Annotated in this window: 8 protein-coding genes; 2 read left to right on the top strand and 6 right to left on the bottom strand. The window is 72.4% G+C overall.

Annotated elements, in window-relative coordinates:
• Positions 1–171 precede the first annotated feature (171 nt).
• The 4 genes from ACIGJO_RS16065 to ACIGJO_RS16050 all read right to left on the bottom strand — a co-directional run bounded on the left by ACIGJO_RS16065 (position 172) and on the right by ACIGJO_RS16050 (position 8,674).
• Entirely contained in the window at positions 172–2,112 is a 1,941-nt protein-coding gene (locus tag ACIGJO_RS16065) for a glycoside hydrolase family 5 protein (RefSeq protein ID WP_399958077.1), read from the bottom strand.
• Between the two features lie 265 nt (positions 2,113–2,377).
• Positions 2,378–3,403 (bottom strand): LacI family DNA-binding transcriptional regulator, encoded by a 1,026-nt coding sequence (locus ACIGJO_RS16060; protein ID WP_399958074.1) that lies wholly within the window; start codon positions 3,401–3,403, stop codon positions 2,378–2,380.
• 443 nt (positions 3,404–3,846) lie between these two features.
• A complete protein-coding gene (locus ACIGJO_RS16055) occupies positions 3,847–7,320 on the bottom strand; it encodes an AAA family ATPase (RefSeq protein ID WP_399958071.1) in 3,474 nt (1,157 codons plus the stop codon).
• A 394-nt stretch (positions 7,321–7,714) separates the two neighbouring features.
• Positions 7,715–8,674 (bottom strand): dihydrodipicolinate synthase family protein, encoded by a 960-nt coding sequence (locus ACIGJO_RS16050; RefSeq protein ID WP_399958069.1) that lies wholly within the window; start codon positions 8,672–8,674, stop codon positions 7,715–7,717.
• Between the two features lie 151 nt (positions 8,675–8,825).
• On the opposite strand from ACIGJO_RS16050, the gene ACIGJO_RS16045 reads away from it, so the two are divergent.
• Positions 8,826–9,518, top strand: a complete 693-nt coding sequence (locus tag ACIGJO_RS16045; protein ID WP_399958066.1) for a FadR/GntR family transcriptional regulator — start codon at positions 8,826–8,828, stop codon at positions 9,516–9,518.
• A gap of 176 nt (positions 9,519–9,694) precedes the next feature.
• Here ACIGJO_RS16045 and ACIGJO_RS16040 read toward each other — a convergent pair whose 3' ends face one another.
• Positions 9,695–10,426 (bottom strand): FadR/GntR family transcriptional regulator, encoded by a 732-nt coding sequence (locus ACIGJO_RS16040; RefSeq protein WP_399958063.1) that lies wholly within the window; start codon positions 10,424–10,426, stop codon positions 9,695–9,697.
• A gap of 253 nt (positions 10,427–10,679) precedes the next feature.
• Between ACIGJO_RS16040 and ACIGJO_RS16035 the strand changes: the two genes are divergently transcribed.
• Complete coding sequence (locus ACIGJO_RS16035) at positions 10,680–12,434, top strand: class I adenylate-forming enzyme family protein (RefSeq protein ID WP_399958060.1); 1,755 nt, start codon at positions 10,680–10,682, stop codon at positions 12,432–12,434.
• Positions 12,435–12,451: 17 nt separating this feature from the next.
• Here the strand turns inward: ACIGJO_RS16035 and ACIGJO_RS16030 are convergent, their stop codons facing one another.
• Complete coding sequence (locus ACIGJO_RS16030) at positions 12,452–13,729, bottom strand: M6 family metalloprotease domain-containing protein (RefSeq protein WP_399958057.1); 1,278 nt, start codon at positions 13,727–13,729, stop codon at positions 12,452–12,454.
• Positions 13,730–13,949 lie beyond the last annotated feature (220 nt).

The following is a 13,949-nucleotide window of genomic DNA, read 5'->3' as shown; positions in this document are numbered from 1 at the left end:
CCGTCGGGACATCCCCCCGTCGGGACATCCCCCCGTCGGGACATCCCCCCGTCGGGACATCCCCCCGTCGGGACATCCCCCCGTCGGGACATCCCCCCGTCGGGACATCCCCCACGCCGTGGTCGGCGGCCGCCTCCCGCCACTGCGGTCGGCGGCCGCCTTCCCGAAGCGCTACAGCTTCCGGCAGAGCAGGGCGTCGGGCGTCTTGCCCTTGGCGTACGCGCCGGTGAAGGCGATGCCCGCCGCGTACTCGTCGGTGGCGCACTGGCCCTTGTGGTTGCCGGAGGCGAATTCGCCACCGGGGCCGCCGGCCGGACGGTTGTCGCCGCGGTCGAACCACACGGTGCGGCCCGTCGTCGGCAGCGTCCGCGAGGCGGAGGAGCACAGCACACCGGAGACGGCCTGGCCACGGATGCTGTATCCGGTCATGAACTGGTCCTTGGGGCACTGGAACTTGGTGTAGCCGGCGGCCCAGTCGCCCTGCTGGACGTACCGTTCGTCGTTCACCACGGTGGATCCGCCCGCCGGGTTCGCGAGTCCGGGCGCACCCGCGTCGGTGCAGAGGGCGCGGCCGTCGCGGTGGGACAGTCCGGTGATGCGCTGTCCGTCGGGGCATACGCCCTTGCGGGCTCCCGGGTCCCAGTCACCCTGGGAGCGCGCCCGGAGGGACTGCACGGCGTCCGCGTGGTCGAGGTTCAGCATGTTCCAGCGCTGGTCCACCGCCACCTGGCCGGTCTTGCCGGTGGCAGCGATCAGCCGGTTCCAGTCGGCGGTGCGCCAGTCGCCGCCGTCGAGGATGCCGGAGCGCTTGCCGTCGGTGCCGTAGTCGAGCAGCTTCCAGCGGCCGTGTCCGGTGAACCCGACCAGCGGCCAGTACGCGAAGTCGGTGTCGTTGGCTATGAGGTAGTCGACGAAGTTGCCGAACCAGGCGCGTGCCTGCGGGTCGGTCTCGTCGGCGCCGATGCCGAACTCGCTGATCCACAGCGGTGCGGTGTAGTGCTGCCCGGTGTCGGAGGAGACGAAGAACGCCTGCCGGCGCAGCGTCGCGAACAGTTCGTCGCGCGAGAGCTCCTGGTAGCGCCAGTCGTGCGTCTCGCCGGTGCCCGTCGCCCCGGTGTGGTGGGGGCCGGTGTAGCCGTAGAAGTGCGCCGAGTAGACGAGTTTGTTCGATGCCACCAGCGTGTGCGAGAGCGTGCGCGCCGGTTCCAGCGTCGGTCGGCCGTGCGGCAGGCCGTCCACCGGGACGCCCTGCCAGTTGATGCCTTCGACCATCACCAGCAGGTCGGGGCTGGCCTCGGTGAGCAGCCGGTCCCCGAGGTGCTGGGAAGCGGCCCACCAGTCATGGGCGTCGCCCAGGCCCCAGTTGGCGTCGTCGGTGATCGTACGCCGCACCTCGTTGTACAGGTCGGCGCCCACGACGCGCTTGTTGTCCTTGTACCGCTTGGCCAGGAACAGCCAGTCGGCCTCCCACTGAGCAGTGCTTTGGCTGGTGTTCCAGCGCTCGTTGCCGTCCAGTCCACAGCACCAACGTGAGGTGTTGGTGTGGTTGTTGAGCACGACGGCGAAGCCCTCGGCGGTGGTGGCGCCGATCACCGCGTCGAACACCTGGAGCGGGGTCTTGCCGCGCAGCTGGGGGTTCGCGGCGACCGCCGCGTCGGGGACCGGGCGCTGGTCGTGCAGCATCTCGTTGGAGAACGGAAGGCGGATGCTGTTGATGCCGAGTTCATGGAAGTCCGACAGCACGGTGGCGATGGGCGCGCGGTCGAGGCCGAGTGGTGTCTGGTCGGACTTCTCGGAGTCGTGGTGGTTCGCGGGGTCGTTGATGTCCCCCGATCCGTTCCACGAGCCCTGTGCGCCGTGCCAGTTGGCGGACTTGAGCTTGAACCGGTTCCCGTCGGCGTCGACGACGTACCGGCCGCGTGTGCTCAGCGGCGGCTTCCAGCTGTCCGCGAGGGTGGTGCCGGCCGTCGTGGCCGCGCTGCCGGTGTCCGGTACGGGGGATCCGCTGGCCGGTGCGACCAGTACCGCGGCCAGCAGGCCTCCGGCCAGCACGGCCCCAAAAAGGGTTCTCTTCACGGTGTCCTTCAGCGGTCCGGGGTCACGCCGCACCATCAGGGAGTGTGCGGGGCGCGGTCGACCCGGTGGATATGGATGTGAAGCGGTGGTGCGTGGTGGAGCGGTGGATCTACCTGGGCCGCGGGGCGGCCGAGGAGCACTCGGGCAGCGGCGCCGCGCAGCCGGGTACGCGCTGCGCCGGGGGAACCTGCCGACTCCCAAGTGGCGTCCCTTGGGCGGGAGTTCTGGACACTTCGGCAAGGCTGTGCACGCGGGGACGGGACCGCGCCGCCGGGCGGGGCCGGTCCGTCCGCGGTGGGTGTCAGGTGTGGCGGGCGGCGGGATTCCCGTCCGTACGGCCGGGGTCGGCCGGCGGCGCGGTGCTGTCGCGCACGATCAGCCTCGGGGCGACGGAAGTCACCGACACCTGGGGTGGGCGGCCGGACCGGATCTGGTCGAGCAGCAGGGCGACGGCGTGCCGCCCGATCTCCTCGAAGTCCTGGTGGACGGTGGTGAGCGGCGGCAGGAAGTGGGCGGATTCGGCGATGTTGTCGAAGCCGACCACGCTCACGTCGTCGGGCACCCGGCGCCCGGCCTCGTGCAACGCGCGCACCAGGCCCAGGGCCATCTGATCGTTGGCCACGAAGACGGCACTGATGTCCGGGCGGTGGGCGATCTCGCGGCCGACGCGGTAGCCGCTGTCCGCGCTCCAGTCGCCGTAGAGGGCCGGCGGGACGGGGCGGCCCGCGTCCTTGAGGATGTGGTGCCACGCCTCGGCGCGGCCGCGGGCCGGATAGGAGTCCTGCGGGCCGGCCAGGTGCCAGACGGTACGGTGCCCGAGGTCGAGGAGGTGACGTACCGCCAGCCGGGCGCCTTCCGCCTGATCGGTGTGTACAGCGGCGTACCGGTGGGTGCCGTCACCGTCGTTGACCACGACGGGCAGGCCGGTGGGCAGGCGCAGTGCGGGGGTGTCGAGGATCTGCGCCTCGTTGAGGATGATCCCGTCGACCGCCTGCATGGTGAGGCGTTCGAATGCCTCACGCACCGCCTGTTCGGTCTGGTTCTGCACGGTGATGACGCTGACCGAGTAGTCGATGCGCTGAACGGCGGAGACGATCGACTCCAGGGTGCGGGCGTTGCCGTGCGCCCGGAGATCGAAGCTGATGACGCCGATCGCGCGGAACTGGCCGGTGACCAGCGCGCGGGCCGCGGTGTTGGGGCGGTAGCCGACCATCCGCATGGCGTTGAGGACACGTTCGCGCGTGGTGGCCTCGACGTTGGTGCGGTTGTTGGCGACACGGGACACGGTCTGCGCGGACACCCCGGCGACGGCTGCCACGTCGGCCATGGACGGGGCACGCGTGCCTCCCCTCACGGCAGGCTTCCGCCGTCCGTCCTGCGCCATGGATCGCTCCCTCTCGTCCTCATCACCCCGCGCGGGTGCTGATCACCGACTACGTTTACGCAAACATGCAGAACGAGTCAACAGCTTCGTCAAAACATCCTCGGATGCCGACGCGCAGGGCGGTTCCTCCCTGAAAAGTCTGGCCAATTGACCTTTTGGGAGCGTTTGGGTGCCCCTGTGATGGGCTCTCGGTGTCTGCAGGGGCGGCTGGGCGCACGTCCGGAACGCGCCACGATGTTTGCCCTAACACGGACCGGGAGCGGCGTCCCGGCAGGAGCGGCGTGACGGCGGGAGCGGCGTCCCGGTGGTAGCGCGTGGCTACTCCCGCCGTGAGCTGATGACGAGCCGGCTCACGGCGGGAGCGCTGTCGGATACCGCGGGCGGGTTCACGCCCCCGACGGGGCCCAGGCCGTTTCCGCGTCCTGGCCGCCCCAGCCCTCGGGGGTTCGCCACAGGACCCGGACGCCGAAGATGTCGCGGACCGTGTCGGCCGACCAGTCCTCGGCGGGCTGTTCGCAGAGGACCAGGTAGAGGGTGGTGGCCGGGGTCGGAAGGGTGTGGTTGATCTCCAGGAGGCGGGTCGCTCCGGAGCGGAGGTCCTGGTAGGTGGAGCGGCCGGCGCCCAGGACCTCGTAGAGGGACAGGCCCTGTTCGGTGACGCAGCTGACGTCGACGATCTCGGAGTCGGCGGGCTGGATGTCGGACCAGAGCAGGGCCGACTTCAGGGCGTGCCGCAGCGCTTCGTGCTTCTTGCATGTGCGGTCGGTGGCCGCCGCGGTCTCCAGTGCGCGCAGGAAGCCCGCCCTTGTGGTCGCGGGCGGTGACGCGGGGGCTTCTGCGGCGGTGGTCACGGGGATGGTTTCCTTCGGTTCGGGCTGCTGCGCAGGGATGGCGGGGGCGGGGGCTGGAGCGGGCTCGGGGGACGGTGGTGGCGGGGTGGCGAGCCTCGTCCGGAGTGTCTGCTGTGCCGCGTGCAGGGCCGGGGCCCAGCCGGAGTCCGTCAGTTCGTCACGCAGCCGCCCGATGTCCGGTGTGCCGTCCTTGAGCGCGCGGTTGGCGCCTGCCGCGAGGTCGCGGAGCACGCCCAGCCGGTGCCGGTCCGGGGCGCCGAGCACGCGCCGTACGTCGACCCAGTCCGCCTGGTCCCGGCGCAGGACGCGGTTGGCCATGCCCTGGAGCTCGGACAGACGGCCGCGGGCGTCCGGGGGGATGTCCGCGCCGGGGGTGAGCAGTTCACCGAGGACGGTGAGCGCCGCCACGTACCGCTCCGCCATCCTGGGCGAGATGGGCAGGCGGCCGCGCTGGTCGGCGGTGAGCACGCTCTGGTTGGTCTCGTTGGCGAAGACCCAGCAGTCCAGTTCATCGCCCGGACGCGGGGGAGCGGAGCCGTGCCGGACGGTGAGGACCAGGGGGCGGGCGGCGTCGGTGGACAGCGCCTTGACCTTGTAGCGGCCGCCCGGCCCGGGACCCAGGACCCGCACCCGGATGTCGGTTCCGATCTCGGGGACGTCGCCCGGTGCCGCACCGGACTCCGGTCCCGCCGAGGACGGTTCCCCGGTGCCGTCGGTGTGGGTGAGGATCTCCGGGAGCGGGGAGGTGTGCAGCACGGTCAGGCTCTGCGTGCTGCGCGTGAGGGCGATGTAGAGCCGGCGCGGTCCCGCCGGGCCGTCATCGGCGATGTCGGCGGGCTCGACGACCAGGACGTGGTCGTACTCCATGCCCTTGGCCTGGGTGGCGGCCAGGACGGACACCGCGTTCCGGCTCCGGCCCGTGAGGCCGGGGTGCCCGTCGAGCCGGCCGCTGACCGCGTCGAGCCACCGCGAGCCGTCGGGGACGATGACGGCCACCGACCGCGGGTTCTGCCCGTCGCTGGTGGCCACCAGGCTGATCACCCGGGCGACGGTGTCGTCGAGAAGCTGTTCCGGTTCCGTCGCCAGGGTGCGCACGGCGTCCTCGCCCGCCTCCCGCACGGCCCTCGGATACGGCAGCCCCGGCGCGACCGCGCGGGCGAGCGGCGCGACGAACTCCATGATCTCCGCGGGCACGCGGTAACTGGTGTTCAGCTCGGCGACGCGCCAGTCCCCGTGGTCGGACAGGGCGGTGCCCAGGCCGTCCCAGCTGGTGTGGGTGTGGGGGCCGGTGGCCTGGGCGAGGTCGCCGAGGACCGTCATGGAACCGTTGACCGCACAGCGCCGGCGCAGCGCGCGGGCCTGCATGGGCGTGAGGTCCTGGGCCTCGTCCACGACGATGTGCCCGTAGCGCAGCGGCGTCTCACCGGCGATGAGATGGCGGAGCTCCTCCAGGCAGACATGGTCGTCCACGGTCCAGGGATCGGCGTCGGCGGAGGCGGCCCGGGGGCGGTGCAGAGCGGCCTGTTCCTCGTCGTCGAGGATGCCTTCGGCGCAGGTACGGAGGAGTTCGGGCGAGTCGTAGAGGCTGCGCAGCGCCTCCCGGGCGCCCGGCGACGGCCAGATGCGGTCGACGAGCCGTTCGACCCGCCGGTTGCGTTCCAGGTCGCGGCGGATCGTGCCGCCCTGTCCGCGCCGGGGGGCGATGGCGGCGAGCTCCTGGAGGAGGCGGTCGACGAACAGGCTCCGGAAGCGTTCGCGGCGCTCCCGGTAGGCGCCGTCGCCGCCGCGGGCGTCGTCGAGGAGCCCGATCACCTCGGACCGCGGGACGCGCAGCGTCGTACTCCCGGCGTTGACGACGATCGCGGGTTCGTCGCCCTCGAAGGAGGGGGCGGTGGTGAGGTCGTCGAGGACCTCGGGGCGGCAGTCGTCCTCGACCCGGCGCCGCAGCACGGCCGACATCCGCTCGTCGGACTTCACCTCACGGGTCCGCGGGGTGTCGGTGCCGAGGATCTCGCCCACCCAGAGCCGGTCCAGCTGGACGGCGTTGACGTCGCGCGTGCCGAGCGTGGGCAGAACCTGGCCGACATAGTCCAGAAACCGCTGGTGCGGTCCGATGACCAGGATGTCCTGGGCCTTGAAGTGCTCGTTGTTGACGAGCCAGGTGACCCGGTGCAGACCGACCGCGGACTTGCCGGTGCCCGGCCCGCCCTGCACGACCAGGATGTCGGCGGGCGAGCCCGTGACCAGGTCCATCTGGTCACGGCGGATGGTCTCGACGATGTCCCGCATACGGCCGCCGCGCGAGCGCTGGAGCTCCCGCAGCAGGAAGTCGTCCGGCTGGAGCGGCCTGCGGCGCTGGACGCGGGCGACATCCCCGGGCGTGGTGGGGGACGGCGGCGCGGTGCTTCCGGGGGTGGCGGACTCCTCCGCCGCACTCTCGCCGTCCGCGCCCTCGCCGTCCGCAGGGGAGTCGTGGGACGCGTCCTCCGCCGTCCGCCTCGGCTCCGGAACGGTCGTGGGGCGAGGGGTGGCGCGAGGAGCGGTGCGAGGGGCGGTGGGCGTGGGAGCCGCCGGTGCGATGTCGTCGAAGTAGTCCTCCACGATGCGCCGCACGCACCGCAGCTGCCGCCGCAGGACCACCTCCCCGGGCGCCTTGGGCCTCGCCTCGGACCACTTCTTCGCCAGCGGGCTGGTCCACAGCAGGACCACCGGATCGTTCGCGGCGTCGCGCACGCCCCGCCGCCCGATGTACCAGGGGCGCGGTGCGCCGCCGGGTTCCTCCGGGGCGTCGACACGGGAGAAGACCAGCGACTCGTCGCCCAGGCCGCCGTACGCCTCGGCGCGCGCCTCCGCGTCCTGCCGGACGGCCACGCTGTCCTTGCCGCTCGCCGACGCCGCGGCGGCCGATGCCCCCGTCATCTCGGACAGCCGCGTGGCGTAGCAGTCGTACGCGTGGTCCACCGCCTTCTGCTCGACGGCGATGACCTCGTCGCGTGTGGTGGTGCTCATGTACATCCTCCCCTGCGGTGCCCGTGAGGCACCGCTGCGGGACTGCGCCCGTCCCCGCAGACACAACTATCAGAAACCGCCCGGTGACGAACAGTCAGTGGGCCGGTTCCCGGGCAGCGGCCGTCGGACGCGTGGCCCTCGTGTGCCGGACCCTGTGCGTCACCCCGTTCGCGGTGCCGGTTCCGCCGGGAGACGGTCCTCGGAGAGGTGGTCCTTTGTGGCGTCGGGGTCCGTCAGCCGGTTCGGCCGGGCCGGTACGTCGAAGCAGGCCGGCGTCCCCACGTCGTACGTGAAGCCGAGCGCCGCGCCCTCGCTCTCCGTGGGGAAGCGGCCGCCGATGCGGCGAACTGTGCTCCGGTGCCGGTGCCGGTGCCGGTGGGCGGGGGGCCGGTGCTCATCGGACCGGCGGCAGGCCCGCGGCGCGCAGCCGGCGCGCGACCAGGGCGACCGACTCGGCGGACAGCTGGATCTGCGGGAACGCGGTGTCGCCGCACTCGATGACACCGAGCAGCCGCAGCGCGGCCTTGAACGAGCCGAGCGCCGAGGAACTGCGGCCCATGTCGGCCTCCGGGCCCACGTCGACCATGGCGAACAGCTCGACGAGCCGCTCCTGTTCCTTCGCGGCCAGCGCCCAGTCGCCTGCCCGCGCCGCCTCGTACAGCCGTACATAGCCGGCCGGATCCACATTGCCGATGCCCGGTACGACCCCGTCGGCCCCGGCCAGCAGGGCCGCGTCCACGGTGAGTTCGGACCCGGTCAGCACGCTGAACCGCGGTGCCGGGCCCTCCTCACGTCCGCCCCGTCCGCCCAGTTCGACGATCAGCCGGCGCAGCCCGCCCTCGTCTCCGCTGCTGTCCTTCAGCCCCGCGAGCGTGCCGTCCTCGGCCAGTTCGCGCACGAGCGCGGCGGAGAGCTTGGAGTGCACGGCGACCGGGATGTCGTACGCGAACAGCGGCAGGCCGACCGTGGCGCGCAGCCGCCGGAAGTGCCCGGCGATCTCCTTGCCGTGGGTGCGGGTGTAGAACGGCGCGGTCGCCACGAGCGCGTCCGCGCCCAGCCGCTCGGCGGCCTTCGCGTGCGCGGCGACCCGAACGGTCGTGGTGTCGATGACCCCTGCCAGCACCGGAACCCGGCCGTCGGTCACACCGACCACGGTCTCCAGCACCGTGGCGCGCTGCTCGTCGGTGAGGTAGGCGACCTCGCTCGTCGAGCCGAGGGCGAACAGTCCGTGCACGCCCCCGCCGATCAGGTGCTCCACGAGCCGTCCGAGGGACGCGGTGTCGATGTCCCCGCGGGAGTCGAGCGGAGTGCAGACCGGCGGGACGATGCCGCGCAACGGTGCGGTCAGGGACATGGTGAGGACTCCAGCTCGGTCGATGCGCCGGTCCGTGGCGCCGGGCGGCGGTCGGACCGGGACACAAGACGTATGATGTCCTATGTCTGGCTCACCTTAAACAGATGCTCCCGCGACCGGTCAAGGGGCGAACGCACCTCAGGAGGACGTTGTGGCCCGCCCCACCACGGCCCAGTACATCGAGCTCCGGATCAAGGAGCTGATCCTGGAGCGCGGGCTCGCCCCCGGCGACGCGTTGCCCACCGAGAGCGAGTTGACGGACCTCTTCGAGGTCGGCCGGGTCTCGGTGCGCGAGGCCCTCAAGTCGCTCCAGGCCATGAATGTGGTCGAGATCCGGCGGGGCTCCGGCACCTTCGTCGGCTCGCTCTCCCTGGAGCCGTTCGCCGAGGGGCTCGCCTTCCGCGCCGCGGTCCGGCACCGGCAGGGGCAGCCCGGTCTGCTGGAGCTGATGAAGGTGCGGGAGGCGCTTGAGACGGGTCTGGTCGGCGCGGTCGCCGCCGGTATCCCCGCTGCGGACCTCGACGTGCTGCGCGGGCTGGTCGCCGCGATGGAGACCGAGGCCCTCGGCGGCCGGGTGGCGCGCTCCACCGACCGCGCCTTCCATCTCGCGCTCTACGCGTCGCTGGACAACCACCTGCTCAGCGAGGTGCTCGATGCGTTCTGGGCGGCCATGGACCGGGTGCGCGAAGACCTCGACGACAGCCACCAGGACCCCGCCGTCACGTGCGCCCAGCACCGGGAGATCGTCGAGGCGGTCGCGGCGGCCGACGGTGAACGCGCGGTACGGGCCATGCGCACGCACTTCGACGGCATCCGCACCCGCCTGGAACCGGACGGTCGGTGAGAGCCGCCGGACTCGGACCGGCCGGCCAGTGGGAGCCGCCGGACCGGGACCGGCCGTTCCGTGAGCGGCCGGACCGGGACCGGCCGTTCCGTGAACCGCCGGACTCCGGCCGGCCGGCCGGCCGGTCGGTGAACCGCCGGGCCCGGCGTCGTTTCTCCCGGGCCGTCGGTGGCGGGTCAGCCCTGGCCGTCCTCGGGGGCGCGGGTCTCGGAGATCCGGCGCCTGACCGGGGCGTAGTGCTCGCCGAGCGAGGTGATGAACGCGGGAATGTCCCCGGCCCGTGCGGCGTCCACGATGTTCTGGTGGGCGGCGACCGTCGCCGCCTCGTCGGCGTGCGTGAAGCCGCTCAGATGCGGCGCGACGATCGCGTACACATCCCAGAAGGCCATCGAGAGCTGGCCGATCAGATTGTTGCCGAGCGGCGCGACGAGCAGCGCGTGGAAGGCCCGGTCGGCCTCCACGAAGCCGGTCCCGTCCTGGGCGCCCGTCCCACGCATGGTGGCGACCAGGCCGTCCAGCGCGTCGAGCTGGTCGGGGGCGAGCAGGGACACGATCCGGTCGGCCATCCCGCGCTCGAAGAGTTCGCGTACGTCGACGAGGTCGGCCAGGACCTGGACATCGTCGTCCGGGGAGAGCAGCCCGCGAAAGGTGAGGCTCTCCACCAGCGCGGACAGGCTCAGCCTGCCGACGTAGGTGCCGTGTCCGTGGCGCACCTCGACGATGTCCAGGGCGTTGAGGATCTTGACCGCCTCGCGAACGCTGGAGCGGCTGGCGCCGAGCGCCTCGCACAGGGCGGGCTCGGTGGGAAGCGAGTCTCCGGGGCGCAGCTTCTCGTCGAGGATGTAGCGCTTGATGCCGTCGACGACTTCCTGCCGGAGCAGTTGTCTGCCGGGCCTCGTACCGGGCATATGTGAACTCCCCACCTCTTGACCCCGCCGGCTGTCACGCTGCGTTCCCACGCTATCAAGGGTCAGACATCTGACGTCTCACGCGTCAGTTGGAGCACCGTCCGCCGCCCCTTCGCAGTCCGCCCCTGGTCAGGGGCGGTACGGGTGCCGGGCGACGTCACGGGCTCCCTTGACGGGGCCGGGGCACGGGCATAGCGTCGCCGGGATACTGAGCAAGCGCTTGGAGAGGCAGTCCGTGCCGCACACCGACCCGATGCCTGCCCCGGACCCGGTCGCACCCGCCTCCGCCGACCCCGGTGCCACCGCGCGAATCGAAGCCTCCCTCACCGCGCCCGGCGCCCCCTTCGCCGTGGCGCGGGCCGAGCACGGGCCCCTGGTCTACGTGGACGGGCCGCGCACGCTCCGCGAGTTCGTGGAGACCACCTGGGCGTACGGCGACCGGCCGTTCCTGATCGCCGGGGAACGCCGTTACTCCTACGGCGAGTTCTTCGCCGCGGCCTCCGCCCTCGCGTGCAGGCTCAGCGGGACGTACGGGCTGCGCCCCGGCGACCGGGCCGTCGTCGCGATGCGCAACCACCCCGAGTGGCAGATCGCGTTCTGGGCCGCGCAGCTGGCCGGGCTGGTCGCGGTACCGCTCAACGCCTGGTGGACCGAGGAGGAGTTCGCGTACGCCCTCGACGACTGCGAACCGCGTGTGCTCCTGGTCGACGGGGAGCGGCTGCCCAGGGTGGCGGGCTGGGCGGGGAGGACCGGGGCGCGCGTGGTGCTGTTCCACGGCGAGCCGCCCGCCGGGGGTGCCCGGCCGGTGCGGGTGGAGCGGTACGAGGACTTCCCCGCGCCCGATCCGCTGGCCGCGCCGCCCGACGTGGAGATCCGGCCCGAGGACGACGCCACGATCATCTACACCTCCGGCACCACCGGGCGTCCCAAGGGGGCCGTCGCCACCCATCTCGCCCAGGCCGGAGCCGCCCTGAACCCGCGCTTTCACGCCGCGGCCTCCGCGCTGGGGCGCGGGGTCCTCCCGGGGCAGGGGCCCGCGCCGGTCTCGCTCATGACGTTCCCGTTCTTCCACGTCGCCGCGTTCACCGGTTTCTACGCCGCGATGGCGGCGGGCGGCTCGCTCGTCCTGATGCGCAAGTGGGACCTGTCCGAGGCGCTCCGGCTGATCCGCGAGCACGGCGTCACGCACTACGCCGGAGTCCCGGCCACCGCGCTCCAGCTGCTCGCCGCCGCCTCCGAGGGGGCGGGCGAGGGGCTGGAGAGCCTGAGGATGCTCAACACGGGCGGCGCCGCCGCCCCGCCGGACCTGGTCGCCCGGCTCACCGCCCGGTACGGCGAGCGGATCGAGCCCCGCAACGGCTACGGGCTCACCGAGACCAGCGGCGGTGTCCTGGCGAACTTCGGCGCCGACTGCCGGGCCCATCCGGACAGCGTCGGCCGCCCGACCCCGACCACCGAGGTACGGGTCGCGGGGCCGCGGGGCGAGGCCCTGCCGGACGGTGAGGCCGGAGAACTGTGGCTGCGCGGCCAGGCGCTGGTCCGGGGCTACTGGCGCGACGAGGCGGCGACCGCCGCGGCGTTCACCGGCGGCTGGTTCCGTACGGGCGACCTCGCCGTGCTGTGCGAGGGCCGGATCAGCATCGTCGACCGGATCAAGGACATGGTGATCCGGGCTGGCGAGAACGTGTACTGCATCGAGGTCGAGGCCACGCTGCACGACCACCCCGATGTCGAGGACGCGGCTGTGCTCGGCGTGGAGCACCCCGTGCTGGGGGAGGAGGTCGCGGCCGTCGTCCGGCTGCGTACCGGTGCGGCGGTCACGGCGGACGGCCTGCGGGAGCACGTCGGGCGGCATCTGGCCGCGTTCAAGGTGCCGGCCCATGTCCTGTTCACCGATGAGCCGCTGCCCCGCAACGCGACCGGGAAGATCCTCAAGCGGGAGCTGCGCGGCCCGGTCCGCGACCGGGTGGCGGAGCAGGAGCGGGAGCGGGAGCGGGAGCAGGCGTAGAGGCCGGGGGCCAGGGGTCAGGGGCGGGTGATCCGTATCCGGTAGTCGCCCGCCGAGTCCTTGCCGAGCACGGATATCCGTATGCCGTTGGCCCGGTCGGTGAACGTCTCGCCGGGCCGGAACGGCGCGTCGGACAGCTCGGCGTGCACATTGGGCCGCCGGGTGCAGCCGCCGCTGTCCTCGGTGCTGTCCGCGACGGAGACCGGGCCCTGGCCGGTGTCCACGTCGGAGCTGACCTTGTAGACCAGTACGCCGGGCCGGCAGACCGCCTCGTCGTTGCCCGTGGCCGTCCGTACCTCCACCGCGTAGCCGGACTGGGTGCCCAGCGGCACGAAGGCGAGCTTGGTGCCGCCGGTGGTGGCCAGCGGGCCGAGGACGTGGTCGCTGGTGCCGGGCCGGGAGGCGCAGCTGATCTGGTTGTTGTCGAGCCAGCCGAGCTTCCACTTGTGCCAGCCGAGGAAGTCGTTGTTGGCCCCCCAGTCCTCGGACATGATGTCCCAGTGCCCGACGGAGCCGCCGCCCTCCATGGTGTAGAGGTCGGGCAGCCCGAAGACATGGCCGTTCTCGTGCGGCAGGACGCGGTAGCCCGTCGCGGCGTACGAGCCGGAGCCGTCGTCCTGGCGGCTGTAGACGAACGAGGTGTTGGCGAGCGGGACACCGTCCGCGTACGGGGCGTCGTCGTTGCCGGAGAAGGTCACCGACAGGACGGTGTCCAGCGCCGAGGGTCCGGCGTTCGGGGTGACCAGCACATTGACCAGGTCGTACGCGGAGAAGTCCACCTTCGGGTCGGCGACGGCGACGAGGTCCTTGACGAGCTTGCGGTAGCCGGGTTCGTAGGGCGAGCCGCGCTCTATCCCGTACTCCGTGAACGGCAGCGGCATCCGCAGCCAGGTCTTCACCGGGGCCTCGGGCCGGTAGTCGAGCCGGCCGTAGGAGCTGGTCCGGAACCAGTCCGAGGTCTGTGGGAAGAACTCCGCGAGCCGGTCCTCGGCCGTCCCGGACCCCGGTGCGTCCGGGAAGTCGATCATCAGGTTGAGCGCTCGGACCTGGCCGGTGGAACGGGAGTAGCCGGGCGGGGTCGGCATGCCCTCCGACATCTGTACGCCCATGGTGGCCGGGATCCGGCAGGGGCCGTGCCCGGACTCCGGCACGGTGGCCACCGGGCCCGCGGCGGCGGGCCCGGACACGGGGAGGGTGGAGCTGGCCGAGGCCATGGCCGCGATGACCAGGGCGGTCGCTCCGGCGAGTGCGGCCGGTCGGCGGTATCTGCGTATCCGGTGGCGGGGCTGCTGCATTTCAGGCGCCTTCGGGTCCGCGGCAGTCGGCCGGCCCCTGACTGCGCTCTGGCGATCAGCCTGTGCCGGGCGGTGCGGTGCCGCTCGCTGGGTGCGCCGATCGGAGGGTTTTCCCGTCAGGTGGTGTGACTCGGGTCACTCCGTGGAGGGAAATAACCGGGGAGCCCCTCCCCGTTTGCATCTGTGTCCCCAACGAAACGGGGAAATGATCCCCGGTTAC

This window comes from Streptomyces sp. NPDC079020, from assembly GCF_044542225.1.
Taxonomy (GTDB): domain Bacteria; phylum Actinomycetota; class Actinomycetes; order Streptomycetales; family Streptomycetaceae; genus Streptomyces.
This window is presented reverse-complemented; position numbering and strand designations above follow the sequence as displayed.